We start from the raw sequence: 20690 nt of genomic DNA on the forward strand, positions 1-20690 counted from the left end.
TATACGGAGCATCACAATGAAATCAATTACCTCTAAGACGCTATTTAAGCTGATTAGTGTTTCGCTACTTACACTATCTTTGTCTGGTTGTGCTGGCATTTTCATTGCTGGTGCAGCAACCACAGCAAACATTGTCACTGATACGCGTACCACCAAAGAGATTTGGAACGACAACAATATCGAATTTGAAGTCGCAGCCATCACCAATAAACAGCCATACCGCGGTAGCGTTCGTGTTACTGCCAGCTCTTACCGCGGCTCTGTGGTACTAATGGGTCAAGCAACAACAGATGCTGAGCGCCGCTCTTTTGAAAGCCAAGCGAAAGATGTACCTGGTATCGAAACGATTCACAACCAGATTCGCGTGAAAGAGCCGCTCTCTGTTAGTGCTATTAGCAAAGACAGCTGGATTACCACTAAAGTGAAATCTGCTCTGCTGGCTAACTCAGAGCTTAACGGCATCAAAGTAAAAGTCATCACTGAAGATTCAGAAGTATTCTTGCTGGGCTTAGTATCTCGTGAACATGCAGATATCGCGACCGAAGTAGCACGCAACATTTCAGGTGTGAAGAAGGTAATCCGAGCATTTGAATACGGTGAAGAAGAGACTGCCGTAAACTAGTGATTTAGTTGAAGCACAGAAAGCAGCAGGTAACAGAAAAGAAAAAAGCAGCGATGAGTCGCTGCTTTTTATTGAGTCGTTATTTATAACTAACGTTATTTGATAACACGAAGGCTTGGGCGACCTTTTGCTGGGCGAGGTGGCTCAGGATCTGAGTCTGGCTCTTCAGCTTCTGGTTCAACCGTTGCAACACTCAAAGATGGGCCTTTTTCTGGCTCTTCGAAAAGACTTTCTTCAATCCCTTCTTCAAGCGAAGTCATGTAAGCCTCTTCAGGTTCAAACATGGTACCAGCACCATTCTCACGAGCGTAAATCGCTTGTACGGCATAAAGTGGAACGATCACAGAGTGAGGACGACCACTAAAACGAGCGCTAAACGTCACAGCTTCGTTACCCAGCTCAAGTTGTCCAACTGCACGAGGTGCGATGTTCAGAATGATCTGACCATCTTGAACAAACTCTTCTGGAACTCGCACGCCTGGTAGTGTTGCTTCAACTACAAGGTGTGGAGTTAATTCGTTATCAACCAGCCAATCATAGAATGCACGAAGCATGTATGGTCGGCGTGGTGTCATATTTGAGATATCCATAACGCTTAGCGAACTAGTCGCATCTCGCGCTCAGCTTCCGTTAAAGAAGCTAGGAATGAATCACGTTCAAATACGCGGTTCATATAAACTTTAAGCTCTTTAGAACCAGGACCAATTAGCTCAATACCAAGCTCGGGTAAACGCCATAGTAGCGGAGCAAGGTAGCAATCGATTAGGCTGAATTCTTCGCTCATGAAGTACTCGTACTCTGCAAAGATAGGAGCTAGCGTCAGTAGATCGTTACGTAGTTTAGTACGTGCTGCTTCAGATTCTTCAGCATTGCCTTTAACGATCTTCTCTGCAACTGAGTACCAGTTGCGCTCAATACGGTACATCATTAGACGGCTGTTACCACGAGCAACTGGGTATACAGGCATCAATGGTGGATGAGGAAAACGCTCATCTAGGTATTCCATGATGATCTTAGAGTCGTAAAGAGCAAGCTCGCGATCAACAAGAGTTGGTACTGATTTGTACGGGTTCAGTTCAACAAGCTCTGCTGGAAGATTTTTTTCATCAACCAACTCAACTTCAACACTTACGCCTTTTTCAGCAAGAACGATGCGCACCTGATGGCTATACATATCAGAAGCACTTGAGAAAAGAGTCATTACAGAACGTTTATTGGCAGCTACAGCCATGGAGCCCTCCAGTACACTTTAAATAAAAACAATGGAGGCCTAAAGCCTCCATTGAACATTGACATAATTTGGGAATTAGCAAGGTATTATAGCACAATTAGTGCACATCACGCCAATACTCTTTCTTCAGCAGAACCACGATGATCGTGAACAATACTAAGAAAGCCATTACCCACCAACCCATTGCGTGACGCTCAAGTTTCACCGGGTCGCCTGAGTAAACAAGGAAGTTTACTAGGTCACGAACCGCGTCGTCGTACTCACCTGTACTTAGCTCACCAGAACCGTCAGTTTCAGTACCAACAACCACTTCAACCTCTTCACCATCTACGATATGAGTTGCGTAGATTGGCGTTGGGATACCTTGTAGTTCTTCAAGTACGTGTGGCATACCTACGCTTGGGAAAACAATGTTGTTCACACCAAATGGACGAGATGGATCCTCGTAGAAAGTGCGAAGGTACGTGTATAGCCAATCTGCACCACGAACACGAGCAACCAAAGTTAGATCTGGTGGCGGAGCACCAAACCAACTTGCCGCTTGCTCAGCTGGCATAGCATTAACTATTAAGCTACCAATTTTCGCTTCAGGGTCGAAAATCAGATTTTCTTTCATTAGATCTACAGGGATATCTAAGTCATTCGCAACACGTTCATAACGTTGGTACTGCGTCGAGTGACAACCGAAACAGTAGTTCATGAACATCTTAGCGCCATTTTGCAATGAGGCTTTGTCCGTTAAGTCATTGTTCGCTTTGTCTAATGGTACGTTTGCACCCGCTGCCATCGCGAAAGACGGCAACATAGCGAATAAAATTACAATCCACTTTTTCATTTGAATGTCACCCTTTCTGGTAATGGTTTCGTCGCCTCATTTTTACTGTAGAACCACAGTAGAACGAAGAACATGAAGTAACCTAAGCTAAAGATTTGTGCTAGTAGCGTGTAAGTTGGCGTTGCTGGAAGCGCACCAAGTACACCAAGCGCAATAAAGCTTATTGTGAATTGGATGATATTGATCAAATGCAATTTGCTACGGTAACGGTAAGAACGTACTTTACAACGGTCAAACCACGGTAGTAGGAATAGCACAACAATTGATGCGCCCATCGCTACAACACCTAGCAGCTTGTCAGGAACCGCACGTAGGACTGCGTAGAAAGGCGTGAAGTACCATACAGGAGCGATGTGCTCAGGTGTCTTCAGTGGGTTCGCAGCTTCAAAGTTAGGCGGCTCAAGGAAGTATCCACCCATTTCAGGGTTGAAGAACAGCACGTAACAGAATAAGAATAGAAAACCAGCAACACCTACCATATCTTTCACAGTCCCGTATGGGTGGAAAGGAATAGAGTCGATGATGTCGTATTTCTTCGTGTAATCCTTGTGGAATGGGAACTGAGTTTTGTAGCCGTCGCCCATTGTACCCTTAGGAAGTTTAGTCTCGATACCGTCTGGGTTATTTGAACCAACCTCGTGCAGTGCTAGTACGTGAAGTACGATAAGCAGTAGAAGTACGATTGGCAGCGCGATAACGTGCAGTGCGAAGAAACGGTTCAGCGTTGCACCAGAGATAATGTAGTCACCACGGATCCAAAGCGTTAGGTCATCACCGATAACAGGAATCGCACCAAACAGAGAAATGATTACCTGAGCACCCCAGTAAGACATTTGCCCCCATGGTAGTAAGTAACCCATGAAAGCCTCGGCCATAAGCACCAAGAAGATCAACATACCGAAGATCCAAAGTAACTCACGAGGTTTTTGGTAAGAACCGTAGATTAGACCACGGAACATGTGCAGGTAGATAACTACGAAGAATGCCGAAGCACCCGTCGAGTGCATGTAACGTAGTAACCAACCGTATTCTACGTCACGCATGATGTATTCAACTGAAGCAAACGCACCATCACCAGACGGTACGTAGTTCATTGTTAACCAAATACCAGTCAGGATTTGGTTAACCAATACCAACATTGCCAAAGAACCGAAAAGGTACCAAAAGTTAAAGTTCTTAGGCATTGGGTATTCAGATAAGTGCTTTTTGTAAGCATTCATCGCGGGTATACGTTTTTCTACCCAGTCTAGTAGTCCTTGCATTATGCATCTCCCTCGTCAATACCGATCAGGATCTTGGTGTCGCTTAAATACATATGCTTTGGCACAACAAGGTTCAATGGTGCAGGCACGCCTTGGAATACTCGACCAGCCATATCAAATTTCGAACCATGACACGGACAGAAGAAACCAGACTTAACACCTTGTACTTGTTCTGCGAAAGAATCAGGTAGGTAAGTCGGAGAACAACCTAAGTGCGTACAGAAGCCAACAGCAACGAAGAATTCCGGCTTAATTGAACGGAATTCGTTCTGTGCGTATTCGGGTTGTTGTTCAGTTTCAGATTGAGGATCACGAAGTTGACCACCGATAGATTTTAGGTTTTCTAGTACCGACTCAGCACGGCGTACAACCCAGACAGGTTTACCTTGCCACTCGACACGAACCATTTGTCCCGGTTCTAACTTGCTGACTTCAACTTCCACCGGTGCACCCGCAGCTTTCGCCTTGGCACTCGGATTCCATGATTTAATAAAAGGCACGGCTACAGCAGCAGCTCCCAAACCACCAACAACGGCTGTTGTTGCGGTTAAGAAACGCCTGCGACCGTTATTTAAAGGCGCGTTGCTCATCCAAACATTCTCCCATTTGCTCCTTGTGGATTGAAATTATTCCGATTAAAGAGCATGGCTAACAAAATATGTATTTAGTTCTATTTATTGACGGCGAATGATAAATAAAACCCTACTTTTTGACAAGATAAAGCTACCTTTTTGTAACAATCATGAGGCAAAGCGCACATTGAGTTACAAAAGCTTTCAAAATACAAAAATTTGGAAATAAAACGAGAGGGGGAAAGCGTTTAGCGGGGGGAATAAAAACAAAAAGCCCGGCATGTAGCCGAGCTTTGAACCACAATTCCAGTAATAAAACTGGAAGCGTATATTTTTTCGTAAAGAAAAATTAACGCTTAGAGAATTGAGGTTTACGACGTGCTTTACGTAGACCAACTTTCTTACGTTCAACGCAACGAGCGTCACGAGTAACGTAGCCAGCTGCACGTAGAGCAGGACGTAGAGTTTCATCGTACTCCATAAGAGCGCGAGTGATACCGTGGCGGATTGCGCCAGCTTGACCAGAAATACCACCACCAGAAACAGTGATGTAAAGGTCAAGTTTCTCGGTTAGTTCAACTAGCTCAAGAGGTTGCTTAACAACCATACGAGAAGTTGGACGACCGAAGTAAACATCAAGGCTACGCTTGTTGATTACGATCTCACCAGAACCTGGTTTGATGAAAACACGAGCTGCTGAGCTTTTGCGACGACCAGTGCCGTAGTATTGATTCTCTGCCATTTTCATAATCCCCAATTAGATGTCTAGTACTTGTGGTTGTTGAGCAACATGGTTGTGCTCAGCACCAGCGTATACTTTTAGCTTACGGTACATAGCGCGGCCTAGAGGACCACGTGGAAGCATACCTTTAACAGCTAGTTCTAGAACCATTTCTGGCTTCTTGTCAATCAGCTTTTCGAAAGTGATAGACTTAAGACCACCTGGGAACTCAGAGTGACGGTAGTAAACCTTACCCTTAGCTTTGTTACCAGTTACAGCAACTTTCTCAGCGTTAACAACGATGATGTAATCACCAGTGTCTACGTGAGGAGTGTATTCTGCTTTGTGCTTACCACGAAGGCGAGAAGCGATTTCACTTGCTAGACGACCAAGAGTTTTACCTTCAGCGTCTACAACATACCAGTCGCGTTTTACAGTTTCTGGTTTAGCAACGAAAGTTTTCATGCTAATAATTACCTATTTAAAAAATTTACACTTAAGGAATACTCGCGTATTCCCACTGTCTAAGAGTCACCATTCATCACCCCTTCGAGTGTTGGAAAACTCTTGGCATAACGTGATTTAACTCATCGTTAGAGGCCCGCAGTAACGGTAGGTCGCAGGATTATAGAGAAGAGCGAAGAAAAAATCACCTCTTTTTGAACAAAATCACGATTTTTTTATTTCTACTTCTCAATCGAGATATTCCTATCTAACTCAAGTGCTCTTTTGCTAAATATTCATGGCTCTGCATTTCGATTAAACGCGACTGGCAACGTTTAAATTCAAACTCTAGCTGGCCGTGGGTATATAAATTTTCTAGCTCTACTTCGGCGGAAATAATCAGCTTTACATTGCGCTCATAGAACTCGTCCACTAATGCGATAAAACGTCTTGCTGCATCATCAAAAGTCGCGCCCATTTGCAGAACATCAGCCAAGAGAACAGTGTGGTAAACGCGAGACAGTTCAATGTAATCATTCTGGCTTCGGGCAGACTGACAAAGCTGAGCAAAAGTACCATGCAACACACCATCGCTTGCTTCGATAACATCTAACTGACGGTGATTCACTTCAATCTGCTTGAGTCTCTCTTTATCTTCCCCAACCAGTTGGCTGTAGTACTTTTCAAGATTGATGTTCGCTTGGCTATCGAGTGGATAGTGATATATCTCAGCCTGCTCTAATGTGCGCAGACGATAATCAATACCGCTGTCCACATTAAGAATATGGCAGTTGTCTTGAATCAGCTTAATCGCAGGTAAGAAACGCGCACGTTGCAGACCATTACGATACAGGTCTGCAGGAGGAATATTTGAGGTCGCAACTAAGATAACGTTTCGTGCGAATAACTCTTGGAATAAGGTACCTAAGATCATCGCATCGGTGATATCCGAAACGAAAAACTCATCGAAACAGATAATATCCGCCTCTTGTTTCAACTTATCCGCAACCAAAGGCAGAGGATCACTTACATTGCCCAGCGCCTTTAATTCCTCATGCACTCGATACATAAAACGATGAAAGTGCACTCGCATTTTTTTAGTGGTCGGCAAGGCATCGTAGAACGTATCCATCAGATAAGTTTTACCACGCCCTACACCACCCCAAAAGTAAAGCCCTTTAGGTGGCGTTGGTAGCTCTGGCTTTTTACCGAGCAATTTCTGAAATCGAGTCAATTGAGGAATAGGAGTATTCATATAATCTTGGAACTGGTGAAAAAGTTCATCTAAAGATTTAACGGCTTGCTCTTGTGCTGGATCTCTTTGAAATCCATGCTCTTTTATATCTTGTTCGTATTTTTTGACGGGATTCATGACGACATTTCCACAATGAAAGCGATATCAGACAGCGAATAAAATTACGCTCAAACAGTAAGGGACGTGACATTATGCGGCGAATAATGCAGCATTAAACTGCTAAGTAGCGCACATGCATTTCTCTTTATACTGCGGCTTTCTCATAGTACCATGGAGCCGTAGCACGTGTAACTAAGCAGTAACAAACATGTTAAAAAACAATAATAAGGAGCTGTTATGCCTTGGATGTATGCCATAGCCGGTTTACTAGTCGGACTTATTCTAGGAGTCGCTATTTCTCGTCTCATGACACCTGAATACAAGAAGCAAAAGAACGTACAGAAAGAATTAGATAGCGCAAAGTTTGCCCTTGAACAGCAGCGACAAGAGCTGGCTGATCACTTTGCGAAATCAGCAGAGATGTTAGACACCTTAGGTAAGGACTACACAAAACTGTACCAACACATGGAAAAAACCAGCTCGGAGCTGATCCCTAACCTACCAGAGCAAGACAATCCGTTCGTGAAGACAGCGGCTGCTCATTCAGAAAAGCCACAAGAAAAGTCGGCAAACAAAAAAACAGCCCTGGAAGAGCAACCTAAAGATTACGCGAATGGCGCAACTGGCTTATTTACCGAGCAGAAGAAAGAAATCATTGATGCTCCTGATGTCGTCACTGCAAAAGCGTCATAAACATTGAAAACTTAGGTGAACTTTACAAAGGTTTTTGAGTCATAACTTTCACTCAGGTCATTTGAAACTTCTCAAACGTATTAGACGTAATGAGAGGGGTAAGACCTTAACTAGAGAGGAGTTTATGATGAAAAAACCTTTGCTTGCTTTATCTATACTAACTTTAAGCTTAAGTTCAATCATCACCCCCATTCAAGCTACTGCCGCACTCCCATTAAGTGTGGGTAATGAACAATTACCAAGCCTTGCGCCTATGCTTGAGCAAGTGACCCCTGCTGTAGTTAGTATCGCCGTTGAAGGCAAACAGGTACAACGTCAGCAAATCCCTGAACAATTCCAATTCTTTTTTGGCCCAGAGCAAACACGTGAGCGTCCATTTCGCGGTTTAGGCTCAGGCGTGATCATTAACGCCAAGAAAGGCCATATCGTCACCAACTATCATGTAATTGATGGTGCTAACGATATCAAAGTAAGACTTCATGACGGTCGAGAATACGATGCTGAGCTTATCGGCGGTGACCAGATGTCCGATATTGCCCTCTTAAAATTAGAAAAAGCCAAAAACCTGACTCAGATAAAGCTCGCAGACTCCGATAAGTTGAGAGTCGGTGATTTCACTGTCGCGATTGGTAACCCCTTTGGACTTGGCCAAACCGTGACATCAGGCATCGTTTCTGCTCTTGGACGAAGCGGCCTCAATCTCGAAAACTTCGAAAACTTCATTCAAACCGATGCCGCAATCAACAGCGGTAACTCAGGCGGTGCGCTCGTGAACCTCAACGGTGAGCTGATTGGTATCAACACAGCCATTCTTGGCCCCAACGGAGGTAATGTCGGTATCGGCTTTGCAATTCCATCCAACATGATGAAAAACCTCACAGAACAGATTATCGATTTCGGTGAAGTTAAACGCGGCATGCTTGGCGTTCAAGGTGGTGAGATCACCTCAGAACTAGCAGAGGCATTAGGTTACGAGTCCAGTAAAGGCGCCTTCGTTAGCCAAGTCGTGCCAGACAGTGCAGCTGATGATGCTGGATTAAAAGCGGGTGACATTATTGTCTCTATTAATGGTAAGCGTATTGATACCTTCAGCGAGTTAAGAGCTAAAGTCGCAACGCTCGGTGCCGGCAAAGAGATCGAGTTAGGTGTCGTTCGCGATGGTAAGAATAAAACCTTCGATGTAACGCTGGGTGAATCAACCAATAGCAAAACCAAAGCCGAGAAGCTTCACGAAGGGCTAACTGGCGCCGAGCTTACCAACACCACTAGCAATGACCCAGCAACTGGCGTGAAAGTATCAAGCGTCGCTCAAGGCTCTCCGGCAGAAGCTTATCAACTTCTAAAAGATGACATCATCATCGGAGTGAACCGTCAGCCGGTTAAAAACCTCGCGGAGTTTAGAGCGATTGTTGAAAAACAACCAGGCGTATTGGCACTCAATATCCAGCGAGGCGATAGAACCATCTATCTGGTAATTCGATAGTTACTTCTCTGACACAAACAAAGGGAGACTTTGTAAGTTTGCTTTAAACTTACTCAGTCTCCCTTTTATTTAGATGAATCAAAATGCTATGCTTCACAAGTAATTCAAACTAGTCACCCGTGCGTGGAGGCTCAATACCTTACCTGTCGAAGAGGGAAACATGCTGTCCTTTCTATTTCGTTCTATTTCCCTTGGACTCGTTTCAGCGGCGCTGATTCTTCTAGCATTTCCTAGCTTAAGGCCAGCGATTGTCGCAGATGTGACTAATCCCAAAGTCGATAATATTGGCTCTCTTCAGATTTCATTTAACCAAGCTGTACGCCGCGCTGCGCCTGCTGTGGTTAATATTTATAGCCGTAAATACGCAGAAAGTGATCGCAACAAACTCCTCACACAAGGCTTAGGCTCTGGGGTAATCGTCAGCGAAAAAGGCTACATCATTACCAACTTCCATGTTGTGGCTCAAGCTGACCAAATTGTTGTTGCACTTCAAGACGGCCGAGTGGCTGCTGCACAATTAGTGGGCTCAGATAAACGTACTGACATCGCGATACTCAGAGTCAGCGGCGACAACCTCCCAGTGATTCCACTCAATCCGAACTACAAAGCTAATGTTGGCGATGTGGTACTGGCTATCGGTAACCCTTACAACCTAGGTCAAACCACCACCTTCGGTATCATCTCGGCGACAGGTCGCTCCTCGATCAGCGCTGACGGCCACCAAGCCTTTATCCAAACCGATGCTGCAATCAATGAAGGCAACTCAGGTGGTGCACTGGTGAACTCACAAGGTGAGCTAGTCGGTATCAATACCGCTTCTTTCCAACAAGCGACCGATATGGAAACCTATGGGATCTCATTTGCTATCCCCTACCCACTTGCCAATAAAATCATGGAAAAGATCATTGCTGATGGTCGTGTGATTCGCGGTTACATCGGTATCGACGGGCAAGATATTAACTCAGTCACTTCTCGCATGCTGGGTACTAAGAATATTGGCGGAATTGTGGTGTTGGGTATCGATCCAAATGGTCCGGCTGCGGATGCAGGTTTTGAAGCTCAAGACATTATTGTAAGCATCAACAATAATCAGGTGAATGGACGTCAGAGCGTGATGGATATCGTTACTGATTTACGCCCGGGAACAGTGATCAATGTCGGCATCTTGCGCCAAGGTGAAAACAAGACACTTAAAGTGACAATTGCTGAAGATACTCGCCTGTAGAGCAGTCTCTGTAGCTAAGGTGCTCGAGCGACTAGATCTAAATTGCTAATAAAAAATACAAAAAACCCAGCTTATAGGCTGGGTTTTCCTTTATCCGAAGATTGCATCAAATGTTTTTACGATTCACTTGGCTCTTCGATATCAATGCGAGTCACACGCTGTAGGCCTCTTGGCAGTAGACCACCACGACGACCACGTTCACCACGGAAGTTCTCAAGGTCAGCCGGTTTCAAGCCAAGCTTACGTTTGCCTGCGTAGATAGTCAGCGTTGCATTCTCTGGAATAGCCATCAAGTGTGATACAAATTCTTCACGCTCTTTGGCTTTTGCAGAAGGAATGTTGATGATCTTGTTACCCTTACCTTTGCTCAATTGAGGTAGATCTTTGATTGGGAACAACAACATACGGCCTTGGTTAGTAATCGCTAGGATCTGGTTACTTTCCAAATCAGCAATCGGACTAGGCGCCATCACTTCTGAAGATTGCGGTAGGTTAACCAAAGCTTTACCACTCTTGTTTTTAGACAGCAGATCGCTACCCTTACAAACAAAGCCGTAACCCGCATCAGAGCCAACTAACCATAGCTGTTCATCTTCTCCCATCACCACTTGGCGAATAGAAGTGCCAGCACTAATGTTCAAGCGACCAGTAATTGGTTCACCTTGACTTCGCGCAGATGGTAATGAGTGAGACTCAAGGGAGTAGCTTCGGCCATCACTGCCAAGGAACACCGCTTGTTGATTACTCTTACCCTTAGCGCTCGCTAGGAATTTATCACCCGATTTGTAGTTCAAACCTTCAGCGTCAACCTCATGCCCTTTCGCATGACGAATCCAACCTTTTTCAGAAAGCACCACTGTGATTGGTTCACTAGGTACCAAATCACGCTCAGTCATTGCTTTTGCTTCAGCACGTTCAACTAATGGAGAACGACGGTCATCACCGTATTTCTCAGCATCCGCTTGAATTTCTTTCTTGATAAGCGTGTTTAGACGACGCTCAGAGCCCAGTAGCTTCTCTAGCTTCTCACGCTCTTTCTCTAGTTCATCTTGCTCGCCGCGGATCTTCATCTCTTCCAGCTTCGCAAGGTGGCGAAGTTTAGTATCAAGAATAGAGTCGGCTTGGATCTCAGTAATACCAAAGCGTTCCATTAGAACCGCTTTAGGGTCATCCTCAGTTCGGATGATCTCAATTACTTCATCCAAGTTGAGGTAAGCAACCAACAAACCTTCCAAGATGTGCAGACGTGCTAGCACTTTATCTAAACGGTGTTGCAGACGACGGCGAACTGTTGTGCGACGGAACTCAATCCACTCTTTCAGGATTTGAACCAAACCTTTAACTTGAGGGCGGCTGTCTAGGCCAATCATGTTCAAGTTAACACGGAAGTTCTTCTCAAGATCCGTTGAAGCAAACAGGTGACTCATCAGCTGATCACAATCGATACGATTAGAACGAGGCACCACTACGATGCGCGTTGGGTTCTCGTGATCCGATTCATCACGCAGGTCGTCAACCATCGGTAGCTTCTTAGCGCGCATCTGGTTAGCGATTTGCTCAAGTAGCTTAGCACCCGAAACTTGGTGAGGCAGAGCTGTGATAACAATATCAGAACCTTCTTTATGCCAAACTGCACGCATCTTGATGCTGCCACGACCCGTTTTGTAGATCTTTTCGATATCAGACTTCGGAGAAATTATCTCAGCTTCTGTTGGATAGTCTGGGCCTTGTACACTTTCCATTATCTCCGATAGCTCGGCTTTCGGGCTATCGATTAACTTAATCGTCGCATCAGCAATCTCACGCACGTTATGTGGTGGGATATCTGTTGCCATACCTACCGCGATACCAGTAATACCGTTAAGTAGGATATGAGGAAGACGCGCAGGCAACATTTGTGGCTCTTTCATCGTGCCATCAAAGTTAGGTTGCCACTCAACCGTACCTTGGCCTAATTCACCAAGTAGTACCTCAGCAAACTTAGACAGTTTTGCTTCGGTATAACGCATCGCTGCAAATGATTTCGGGTCATCAGGAGCACCCCAGTTACCTTGACCATCAACCAATGGGTAACGGTAAGAGAACGGCTGCGCCATTAGAACCATGGCTTCGTAACAAGCAGAGTCACCGTGTGGATGATACTTACCAAGAACGTCACCAACGGTACGTGCTGATTTCTTATATTTCGAAGCGGCAGACAAACCAAGCTCAGACATCGCATAGATAATACGACGCTGTACTGGCTTAAGGCCGTCACCGATATAAGGCAATGCACGATCCATGATTACGTACATTGAGTAGTTTAAGTAGGCGTCTTCGGTGAACTTGCGCATTGGCAATTGTTCAACGCCATCAAATGTAATTTCGTTAGACATCCATTATACCTCGGCCATATCACCGTTAGTCTGTAGCCATGTACGGCGATCATCAGCGCGTTTCTTACCTAGCAGCATGTCCATCATCTCTAGTGTCGCTTCGTTGTCGTCAATGGTTAATTGAACAAGACGACGAGTATTTGGATCCATGGTGGTTTCACGTAACTGAAGTGGGTTCATCTCACCCAGACCTTTGAATCGTTGTACGTTGATTTTGGATTTCTTCTTAGACAGACGCTCAAGTACGCCATCTTTTTCGTCGTCATCCAGTGCGTAGAACACCTCTTTACCACAGTCGATACGATACAGTGGCGGCATTGCTACATAGATATGACCCGCTTTAACAAGAGCGCTGAAGTGACGAGTGAATAGTGCACATAACAGTGTCGCGATATGAAGTCCATCCGAGTCCGCATCGGCAAGGATACAGATCTTACCGTAACGCAGGCCTGATAAGTCATCGTTGTCTGGGTCAATACCCAAAGCTACTGAGATATCGTGTACTTCTTGAGACGCCAACACTTGGTCAGCCGACACTTCCCACGTGTTTAGGATCTTACCGCGTAGTGGCATTACCGCTTGGAACTCACGATCGCGAGCTTGCTTAGCAGAACCGCCCGCCGAGTCCCCTTCCACGAAGAAGATTTCAGTGCGATTCAAGTCTTGTACTGAGCAATCGGTCAGCTTACCCGGCAGTGCAGGGCCAGATGCGACTTTCTTGCGTACTACTTTCTTGCTCGCGCGCATACGACGGTGCGCGTTGGCAATACAAGCTTCTGCTAACTGCTCTGCCAATTGTGGCTTTTCATTCAACCATAGGCTGAAGGCATCTTTTACAACGCCAGAAACAAATGCAGCAGTTTGACGAGAAGATAAACGCTCTTTGGTTTGACCTGCAAACTGAGGGTCTTGCATCTTCACCGACAGTACATATGAACAGCGGTCGAAGATATCATCACCCGTTAGCTTAACGCCACGTGGTAGTAGATTGCGGAATTCACAGAACTCGCGCATTGCATCCAATAAACCTTGGCGTAGACCGTTTACGTGTGTACCGCCTTGTTTAGTCGGTACCAAATTCACGTAACTCTCGGTGATCATGTCGCCGCCTTCTGGCTGCCAGATGATCGCCCAGTTCGCCATTTCCGTTTCAGCAACAAATTCGCCAACATAAGGTTCTTCAGGCAGTAAGGTGTAGCCTTTTACGCCTTCAGCAAGATAGTCTTTTAGGCCATCTTCATAGAACCATTTGTGTTCTTCGTTGTTCACTTTGTCACTGAAGGTAATTTCTAACCCTGGGCAAAGTACCGCTTTCGCACGCAGATTGTTGATCAGGCGAAGCGTTGAAAACTTAGAGCTATCAAAGTATTTGGGATCAGGCCAGAAATGTACTGATGTACCACTGTTGCGATGACCGCAAGTGCCAGTAACCGTCAGTTCAGTAACCGCTTTACCGTTTTCTAGTGCGATCTCATGAACTTGACCTTCACGGCGCACCGTAACTTCAACACGTTTAGATAGTGCGTTTACTACCGAGATACCTACACCGTGCAAACCACCAGAAAACTTGTAGTTGTTGTTCGAGAATTTACCACCAGAGTGGAGCTTAGTTAGAATCAGCTCAACACCTGAGATGCCTTTTTCAGGGTGAATATCGACAGGCATACCACGACCATCATCGGTAACTTCTAATGATTGGTCAGCATGAAGCACAACTTTGATTTTCTTAGCGTGTCCCGCTAGTGCTTCATCGACCGAGTTATCGATGACTTCTTGGGCAAGGTGGTTCGGTCTTTCTGTCTCGGTATACATACCTGGGCGGTGTCGCACAGGATCGAGACCTTCAAGTACCTCGAGGTCTTTTGCATTATATTGTTCAGTCATAATACGGAGTTTACTCAAAAAGTTTGCGTCAGTTCGCTGGCTCCAGTTTCACTAAAGCAGAATCATTACTATGAACCGTCATAGCAGAGCGAACGAGCGAAGTATTGGGGAATATAGTCTGGAAGCTGACTAATGATGTCAAGCTAGTTCAAAAACTAAGACATCAAACTATGATATTTCACCATTGATAGATGAAATAACAGGCAAAAAGAGAGACAACGGCTTAGTAAAGAAATCAGGTTATAGATTTAGAAAGGTGATGATTTGCTGTGGGTAGCGTTCAAAATCAACAAAGCTATGATCCCCACCCTCTTCTACTGTTTGGGTTGCACCTTGATACTTCTCTACCGCTTGTCGGTAATCCAGAACTTCATCTTCCGTTTGTTGAAGTAACCAGAAGTCACTTGGCTTTGCAATAGCCGGAACATCTAATGCCTTCAACTCATCGATATGCTTAGTCTCTAAAACATATCGTTCATTTGTGTATGGGTTCACTTGCTCACCCAAGTAGTCGACAAGTAACTCATATGGTGCCACCGCAGGGTTTACTACAACCGCTTTAAAACCATAGTGACTGTTGAGCCAAGTTGACAGATAACCACCTAACGAGCTGCCAACCAGTGCGATCTCGTACTGACCTTTATATCGTTCCACTAGCTGCTGCAGGTAAAGTGCAGCTTGCTGCGGGAAGCTAGGTAATTGAGGTGTTAGTACCTTAATATCCGCACGATGCTCGGCGCAATACTCCGTCATCACCGTCGCTTTATGAGAGCGAGATGAACTGTTAAAACCATGAATATAGAGAAGCAGTGATGGTTTTGCAGTGTGCTCGGTAGATTCAGACATCATTAGCTACCTTCATTAATAGCCAGCGGCTTCAAAATCAGGTAAAAACTGCCCGTTAGGCAAGCGACGAACTTGAGTGCTCACCGTACCGTCTTGGTGCAACTCTATTTCTCTCCAACCAGGAGATAGGGTATCTACAGCGAAGTCATCTGAGTTCGGTTTGAACTGAACACAAGTCGACGGAGTTGCCATAACTTGTACACCATGGTGCTCTCGGTTCATGTCTTGATGAACATGACCACACAATACCGCTCTCACATTAGAATGCTGTTGAACCACATCCCAGAACTGGTCAGCATCTTTCAAATTGTGTTGATCGAGCCATGCACTGCCCACTAATAACGGGTGGTGGTGCAACAAAACCAAAGTATTGCGCTCAGGGAATTCCGCCAGTTTTTGTTCTAGTAAATCAAGTTGTTGATCGCTCAGGCGACCATGTGGAACACCGACAACTTGAGAGTCCAACATGATCATTTGCCAGCTCTCGCCTAGCAATACATGCTCAACACACTGAATTTGTGGTGATGGTAAAACACTGCCCATATTAGGCTTAAAATCATGGTTTCCAGGTAGCCAGTAACACGGCTTCTCTAACGGTTGAATCCCTGATTCAAATTTCTGGTATGACTCTGCGCTGTGATCTTGAGAAATGTCACCAGTCGCTAAGATCGCTTGATAGTCAAAGCCTTGACTAACAATGCCATCGACTACAGCACGAAAGCTATCTTGAGTGTTGATGCTTAGTAAGCTGCCATTGCTCGGCGCAAATAAATGCGTATCCGTTAGCTGTACAAGCTTAATACTGCTCTCATCAAATTTTGAAGTGTGTGATAATTTCAAAATAACAAATCCAGATACGTTACTGTTTAGACGTTAAAAGTTTTCTTAGATAAGCTCAATTAAAAGGCAATAGGGCTACGGCTGATACCAGTTTTTAAACAAAACGTTAACCATTCCCCAAGAAATTTATTCAATTGAAATTTCTCATCCTTTTGCAGAAGCTTAGTGTTGGGATAGTCATATTTCGCCTTAACTCGCGAAAAATCCCCACTGGCGCACACTTCTGCAACTCGAGCGTCGTGATACAGCCTGACAGACATTTTTGGCAAAGGAAACACCGGCATCGCATCACTCTGACATATATCTATTAATGTGGTGTATTTTGTGACCTCATTCACTGTCAACTGATACACCATATTAACGGCTTGGTAGCAGCGGACATCACCAACCTCATGCCCAACCGGTAACAAAGCGTTTAGTTTGGCATAATTCGTCTCATAGACTCGCATCAATTCAGCAAGATCAACATGATACGGTTTCTTGACCGCTATATTTGGCATAACGTTAAACTACCCACTCTGACTGTAATTCTTGGTAGTTCAATTGTAGCCACTGCAGCGCAATGATCGTGGCCCCATTTTCAAACACACCATCCTTAACCAGTTGATAAGCCGCTTCACGACTCATCACTTGTACACGAATGTCTTCACCTTCGTAATCTAGCCCGTGTACCCCTTTTGCTGTCGTGGCATCAACACAACCAACAAAAACATCAAGCCTCTCTGAACAGCCGCCTGATGAAGGGTAATACGAAGTGATAGGCAGCACAGATCCGACTTCGATTCCAGCTTCTTCCATCGCTTCACGACGAGTCACATCTTGTGGTGATTCATCGGTATCGATAATCCCGGCAACAATCTCGTATTGCCAAGGGTGATCATGCTCTAAAGCACCAACACGGATCTGTTCTACGATCACGACTTCGTCACGCACGGGATCATAAGGTAACAAAGCGGCAGCATGACCACGTTCAAACATTTCACGCTCAATTGGTTGGCTCCAACCTCCCTCAAACAGCTTATGCTTAAATGTGTACTTAACCATTTTAAAAAAACCACGAAACAGCGTCTCTTTTGAGACTATTTCCACATCTTGCGGAGTAAACTCATGTCGTTGATTGTCAGACTGTTGCATTTGGTACCTCACTAAGTGATCTTTATATTTTACTCATTGTCCGAGTTAACTACCAAGGATAAGGTTCAACTTTTTATATAAAACTTACAATTAAAGTTAAGTTTTAAAAATCAAATATTGCACAAGTGGACAGTTAAATGTAAAAAAGTGCAAAGTTTCGAGTAAATTACCACCAAACTGGGTTAAACTCTTTTAAAGAAAATTCTATTAAAGGCAGGAATAGGAAAATGAAAAAACTGCTTCCACTATTTATCAGTGCAGCAATTGGTAGCCTGAGTTCATCGGCTTTCGCTGATACGCTAGCTGAAGTTTATGACCAAGCAAAACAGAACGACCCACAGCTTCTTCGTTCAGCAGCGCAGCGCGATGCCGCTTTTGAAGCAGTAACGTCAAGCCGTAGCTCTTTGTTACCGCAAATTAATCTAAATGCAAGTTACGATATCAACCGTGGTGACAAAAATGATGAAAGCAATGACAACAATCAATGGAATGTTGGCATTGGGTTTAGCCAAGAGCTATACCAACGCTCTTCATGGATCACTCTAGATACCGCAGAGAAGTCGGCTCGCCAGGCTGATTCAGCATACGCGGCAGAACAACAAGCGTTAATTCTAAGAACAGCGACAGCTTACTTCGACGTACTTCGTGCTCAAGACAACCTAGAGTTTGTTCGTGCAGAAAAAGCAGCCGTTGCTCGTCAGCTTGAGCAAACGAAGCAACGCTTTGAAGTAGGTCTTTCTGCAATTACCGATGTACATGATGCACAAGCTCAGTTTGATGGTGTTTTAGCAGACGAAGTATTAGCAGAAAACACTTTGACTAATAGCTACGAAGGTTTACGTGAAATCACAGGCCAAGAGCACTCAGAGCTGAGCATCCTAGATACTGACCGCTTCTCTGCAAGCAAGTCCTCAGAATCAGCGGCAGCGCTTGTTGAACAGGCTGAGCAAAAGAACCTTAGCCTACTCGCTGCACGTATCTCTCAAGACGTAGCAAAAGACAACATATCTCTAGCAAGCTCTGGTCACCTACCAAGCCTAACATTAGATGGCAACTATGGACTTGGAGAACAAACTAACAGCTCGAACAGCGATCTAGATTACGATGCTGATAACCTGAATATTGGTTTGAACTTAGTTGTACCGCTATACTCGGGTGGTAACACAACTTCTTTGACTAAACAGGCTGAATACAACTACGTTGCAGCAAGTGAAGATCTAGAAGCAACTTACCGTAGCGTTGTTAAAGACGTACGTGCCTTTAACAACAACATCAGTGCTTCAATTGGTGCTCTACGCGCTTACGAACAATCAGTTGTTTCTGCTCAATCAGCTCTAGAGGCGACGGAAGCAGGTTTCGATGTAGGTACTCGTACTATCGTTGACGTACTAGATTCAACTCGTCGTCTTTACGATGCGAACAAGAACCTCTCAGACGCTCGTTACAACTACATCCTAAGTGTACTTCAGCTTCGTCAAGCCGTTGGTACACTGAGCGAGCAAGACATCGTTGATGTAAATGCAGGTCTAAAAGTCGCAAGCAAATAACTCTGAATTACTCTTGCTACAAAAATGCCGCTCATTGAGCGGCATTTTTATTATCCATTAAGCTGGGTAATCAGGGCTAAAATTAGCCTCGACCACCTTTGATTGCTTTAATAATTTCAGTTGTCGAACAACCATCTTCAAAGTTAAGTACTTTAACTTCACCACCAGCTGCAATCACTTCCGCACCACCCGCGATCTCTTCAGGTTTGTAATCACCACCCTTGACTAAAATGCTTGGTAGCACTTCAGAGATTAAACGTTGAGGTGTATCTTCAGAGAAAGGCACCACCCAATCAACCGCACCTAACCCCGCCAATACCGCCATACGACGATCGGTAGGGTTCACAGGACGACCAGGACCTTTCAAACGCTTTACAGACTCGTCGGTATTAACCGCAACGATCAAACGATCTCCAAGTTCAGCCGCGTGGTTCATGTAAGAAACATGGCCAGCATGCAGAATATCAAAGCAACCATTGGTCATTACAACCTTCTCGCCTTTCGCACGAGCACGTTTCACCGCTTCAACCAGTGCCGCTTCCGAGATCACGCCGTAGTCTGTATCTTGGCTACCGTGAACCGCTTCCGCTAGTTCAATTGTCGACAAGGTTGATGTGCCCAGCTTACCAACGACAACACCTGCGGCAGCATTTGCTAATGCACAGGCTTCATCTAATGGTTTACCTGCAGCAACAGAAGCAGCCAGAACGGAAATAACCGTATCACCTGCACCAGTCACGTCATACACTTCTTTCGCTTGAGTTGGCAGGTGGAATGGCGCCTGACCTTTGCGTAGCAACGTCATACCATTCTCACTGCGAGTCACCAATAAGGCTTCAAAGTCATACTTTTCGATCAAGGCAATACCCTTCTCGATTAGATCTTCTTCTGATTTAACCTTACCAGCAACGAGCTCGAACTCCGTCATATTTGGTGTAAGCAAAGTCGCACCACGGTAGCGCTCTAGATCCGCGCCCTTCGGGTCGATAAATACAGGAACGTTCGCTGCACGTGCTTTTTGAATGAAACTCTGTACATGCTCTAATCCACCCTTCGCGTAATCTGACAAGATCACCGAGCGTACATTTGGCAATGCTTGCTCCATACGCGACAGAATAAGCTCCGGATTGGTGTTTTCAAATTTGTCTTCAAAATCGAGACGAATCAACTGCTGACCACGGCTCATCACTCGTAGTTTGGTGATGGTCGGATAGTCTTCTAACTCAACAAAATCACACTTAACTTTCAGCGCACCCAAGGTATTTTTCAACACCTCAGCTGGTTCATCTTTACCAGTTAAACCAACAACGTGAGCATGACCGCCAAGCGAGGCAATGTTCATTGCTACGTTAGCAGCACCACCAGGGCGCTCCTCGTTATTTTCTACTTTTACCACAGGCACTGGTGCTTCTGGTGAAATACGGCCAGTTGGACCATACCAGTAACGATCAAGCATGACGTCACCGACAATAAGAACACCTGATTGGCTGTAGTCAGGTAGAATTGGTTTCATTGTTGAGCTCCAAAAATCGAATCTGGCTAGAGTCTAGCACACTGATTACAGTGGCTAAACCATAGAAAAGTGAGTAAAGCCTATCGAGATAGGCACTGTGATAGCTAAG

20 protein-coding genes are annotated in these 20690 nt (G+C 45.0%); 5 read left to right on the forward strand and 15 right to left on the reverse strand.

The window, feature by feature from the left end; genetic code table 11:
* The first annotated feature begins 16 nt into the window (after positions 1–16).
* Positions 17–622 carry a BON domain-containing protein gene (locus tag A3712_RS10735; protein WP_063523416.1) on the forward strand — a complete coding sequence of 202 codons (606 nt, stop codon included), beginning with the start codon at positions 17–19 and terminating at the stop codon, positions 620–622.
* 95 nt (positions 623–717) lie between these two features.
* On the opposite strand, the gene sspB is transcribed toward A3712_RS10735, so the two are convergent.
* The 8 genes from sspB to zapE all read right to left on the reverse strand — a co-directional run bounded on the left by sspB (position 718) and on the right by zapE (position 7059).
* Entirely contained in the window at positions 718–1212 is a 495-nt protein-coding gene (gene sspB, locus A3712_RS10740) for a ClpXP protease specificity-enhancing factor (protein WP_063523417.1), read from the reverse strand.
* Positions 1213–1217: 5 nt separating this feature from the next.
* The gene (gene sspA / locus A3712_RS10745) at positions 1218–1853 is read right to left on the reverse strand and encodes a stringent starvation protein SspA (RefSeq protein ID WP_004740754.1); all 636 of its coding nucleotides are present in this window, start codon (positions 1851–1853) and stop codon (positions 1218–1220) included.
* 97 nt (positions 1854–1950) lie between these two features.
* Positions 1951–2688 carry a cytochrome c1 gene (locus A3712_RS10750; protein WP_063523418.1) on the reverse strand — a complete coding sequence of 246 codons (738 nt, stop codon included), beginning with the start codon at positions 2686–2688 and terminating at the stop codon, positions 1951–1953.
* On the reverse strand, positions 2685–3950 hold the full coding sequence (locus tag A3712_RS10755) for a cytochrome b (protein ID WP_063523419.1): 1266 nt from the start codon (positions 3948–3950) through the stop codon (positions 2685–2687). Before A3712_RS10755 ends, A3712_RS10750 begins: the two co-directional genes overlap by 4 nt.
* A complete protein-coding gene (gene petA / locus A3712_RS10760) occupies positions 3950–4540 on the reverse strand; it encodes a ubiquinol-cytochrome c reductase iron-sulfur subunit (RefSeq protein WP_063523420.1) in 591 nt (196 codons plus the stop codon). Before petA ends, A3712_RS10755 begins: the two co-directional genes overlap by 1 nt.
* A 331-nt stretch (positions 4541–4871) precedes the next feature.
* A complete protein-coding gene (gene rpsI / locus A3712_RS10765; RefSeq protein WP_004740758.1) occupies positions 4872–5264 on the reverse strand; it encodes a 30S ribosomal protein S9 in 393 nt (130 codons plus the stop codon).
* 15 nt (positions 5265–5279) lie between these two features.
* Positions 5280–5708: a 50S ribosomal protein L13 gene (gene rplM / locus A3712_RS10770; protein ID WP_004740759.1), complete on the reverse strand. Its 429-nt coding sequence runs from the start codon at positions 5706–5708 to the stop codon at positions 5280–5282.
* 247 nt (positions 5709–5955) lie between these two features.
* Positions 5956–7059 carry a cell division protein ZapE gene (zapE, locus tag A3712_RS10775; RefSeq protein WP_063523421.1) on the reverse strand — a complete coding sequence of 368 codons (1104 nt, stop codon included), beginning with the start codon at positions 7057–7059 and terminating at the stop codon, positions 5956–5958.
* Between the two features lie 219 nt (positions 7060–7278).
* On the opposite strand from zapE, the gene zapG reads away from it, so the two are divergent.
* The 3 genes from zapG to degS all read left to right on the forward strand — a co-directional run bounded on the left by zapG (position 7279) and on the right by degS (position 10442).
* Complete coding sequence (gene zapG / locus A3712_RS10780) at positions 7279–7734, forward strand: Z-ring associated protein ZapG (protein WP_063523422.1); 456 nt, start codon at positions 7279–7281, stop codon at positions 7732–7734.
* 127 nt (positions 7735–7861) lie between these two features.
* Positions 7862–9217 carry a DegQ family serine endoprotease gene (locus A3712_RS10785; RefSeq protein ID WP_063523423.1) on the forward strand — a complete coding sequence of 452 codons (1356 nt, stop codon included), beginning with the start codon at positions 7862–7864 and terminating at the stop codon, positions 9215–9217.
* A 160-nt stretch (positions 9218–9377) separates the two neighbouring features.
* Complete coding sequence (gene degS / locus A3712_RS10790) at positions 9378–10442, forward strand: outer membrane-stress sensor serine endopeptidase DegS (protein WP_063523424.1); 1065 nt, start codon at positions 9378–9380, stop codon at positions 10440–10442.
* Between the two features lie 116 nt (positions 10443–10558).
* Here the strand turns inward: degS and parC are convergent, their stop codons facing one another.
* The 6 genes from parC to nudF form a co-directional block, all read right to left on the reverse strand.
* On the reverse strand, positions 10559–12817 hold the full coding sequence (gene parC / locus A3712_RS10795; RefSeq protein WP_063523425.1) for a DNA topoisomerase IV subunit A: 2259 nt from the start codon (positions 12815–12817) through the stop codon (positions 10559–10561).
* Between the two features lie 3 nt (positions 12818–12820).
* The gene (gene parE, locus A3712_RS10800) at positions 12821–14701 is read right to left on the reverse strand and encodes a DNA topoisomerase IV subunit B (protein WP_063523426.1); all 1881 of its coding nucleotides are present in this window, start codon (positions 14699–14701) and stop codon (positions 12821–12823) included.
* 240 nt (positions 14702–14941) lie between these two features.
* Positions 14942–15547 (reverse strand): esterase YqiA, encoded by a 606-nt coding sequence (gene yqiA, locus A3712_RS10805; protein ID WP_063523427.1) that lies wholly within the window; start codon positions 15545–15547, stop codon positions 14942–14944.
* Positions 15548–15562: 15 nt separating this feature from the next.
* A complete protein-coding gene (cpdA, locus tag A3712_RS10810) occupies positions 15563–16387 on the reverse strand; it encodes a 3',5'-cyclic-AMP phosphodiesterase (protein ID WP_063523428.1) in 825 nt (274 codons plus the stop codon).
* Positions 16388–16446: 59 nt separating this feature from the next.
* Complete coding sequence (locus tag A3712_RS10815) at positions 16447–16887, reverse strand: DUF1249 family protein (protein ID WP_004740768.1); 441 nt, start codon at positions 16885–16887, stop codon at positions 16447–16449.
* Between the two features lie 4 nt (positions 16888–16891).
* Positions 16892–17521 (reverse strand): ADP-ribose diphosphatase, encoded by a 630-nt coding sequence (gene nudF / locus A3712_RS10820; RefSeq protein WP_063523429.1) that lies wholly within the window; start codon positions 17519–17521, stop codon positions 16892–16894.
* A gap of 227 nt (positions 17522–17748) precedes the next feature.
* On the opposite strand from nudF, the gene tolC reads away from it, so the two are divergent.
* Positions 17749–19068, forward strand: coding sequence for an outer membrane channel protein TolC (gene tolC, locus A3712_RS10825; protein WP_063523430.1), 1320 nt, complete (start codon positions 17749–17751; stop codon positions 19066–19068).
* An 82-nt stretch (positions 19069–19150) separates the two neighbouring features.
* Here the strand turns inward: tolC and hldE are convergent, their stop codons facing one another.
* Positions 19151–20581 carry a bifunctional D-glycero-beta-D-manno-heptose-7-phosphate kinase/D-glycero-beta-D-manno-heptose 1-phosphate adenylyltransferase HldE gene (gene hldE, locus A3712_RS10830; RefSeq protein ID WP_063523431.1) on the reverse strand — a complete coding sequence of 477 codons (1431 nt, stop codon included), beginning with the start codon at positions 20579–20581 and terminating at the stop codon, positions 19151–19153.
* Positions 20582–20690: the final 109 nt, after the last annotated feature.

This window comes from Vibrio sp. HI00D65 (assembly GCF_001635455.1).
Lineage (GTDB): Bacteria > Pseudomonadota > Gammaproteobacteria > Enterobacterales > Vibrionaceae > Vibrio.

Bases quoted from the DNA above. Each gene is read 5' to 3' on its own strand.
- A3712_RS10735 (WP_063523416.1), top strand. From the start codon at position 17: ATGAAATCAATTACCTCTAAGACGCTATTTAAGCTGATTAGTGTTTCG.
- sspB (WP_063523417.1), bottom strand. From the start codon at position 1,212: ATGGATATCTCAAATATGACACCACGCCGACCATACATGCTTCGTGCA.
- sspA (WP_004740754.1), bottom strand. From the start codon at position 1,853: ATGGCTGTAGCTGCCAATAAACGTTCTGTAATGACTCTTTTCTCAAGT.
- A3712_RS10750 (WP_063523418.1), bottom strand. From the start codon at position 2,688: ATGAAAAAGTGGATTGTAATTTTATTCGCTATGTTGCCGTCTTTCGCG.
- A3712_RS10755 (WP_063523419.1), bottom strand. From the start codon at position 3,950: ATGCAAGGACTACTAGACTGGGTAGAAAAACGTATACCCGCGATGAAT.
- petA (WP_063523420.1), bottom strand. From the start codon at position 4,540: ATGAGCAACGCGCCTTTAAATAACGGTCGCAGGCGTTTCTTAACCGCA.
- rpsI (WP_004740758.1), bottom strand. From the start codon at position 5,264: ATGGCAGAGAATCAATACTACGGCACTGGTCGTCGCAAAAGCTCAGCA.
- rplM (WP_004740759.1), bottom strand. From the start codon at position 5,708: ATGAAAACTTTCGTTGCTAAACCAGAAACTGTAAAACGCGACTGGTAT.
- zapE (WP_063523421.1), bottom strand. From the start codon at position 7,059: ATGAATCCCGTCAAAAAATACGAACAAGATATAAAAGAGCATGGATTT.
- zapG (WP_063523422.1), top strand. From the start codon at position 7,279: ATGCCTTGGATGTATGCCATAGCCGGTTTACTAGTCGGACTTATTCTA.
- A3712_RS10785 (WP_063523423.1), top strand. From the start codon at position 7,862: ATGAAAAAACCTTTGCTTGCTTTATCTATACTAACTTTAAGCTTAAGT.
- degS (WP_063523424.1), top strand. From the start codon at position 9,378: ATGCTGTCCTTTCTATTTCGTTCTATTTCCCTTGGACTCGTTTCAGCG.
- parC (WP_063523425.1), bottom strand. From the start codon at position 12,817: ATGTCTAACGAAATTACATTTGATGGCGTTGAACAATTGCCAATGCGC.
- parE (WP_063523426.1), bottom strand. From the start codon at position 14,701: ATGACTGAACAATATAATGCAAAAGACCTCGAGGTACTTGAAGGTCTC.
- yqiA (WP_063523427.1), bottom strand. From the start codon at position 15,547: ATGTCTGAATCTACCGAGCACACTGCAAAACCATCACTGCTTCTCTAT.
- A3712_RS10815 (WP_004740768.1), bottom strand. From the start codon at position 16,887: ATGCCAAATATAGCGGTCAAGAAACCGTATCATGTTGATCTTGCTGAA.
- nudF (WP_063523429.1), bottom strand. From the start codon at position 17,521: ATGCAACAGTCTGACAATCAACGACATGAGTTTACTCCGCAAGATGTG.
- tolC (WP_063523430.1), top strand. From the start codon at position 17,749: ATGAAAAAACTGCTTCCACTATTTATCAGTGCAGCAATTGGTAGCCTG.
- hldE (WP_063523431.1), bottom strand. From the start codon at position 20,581: ATGAAACCAATTCTACCTGACTACAGCCAATCAGGTGTTCTTATTGTC.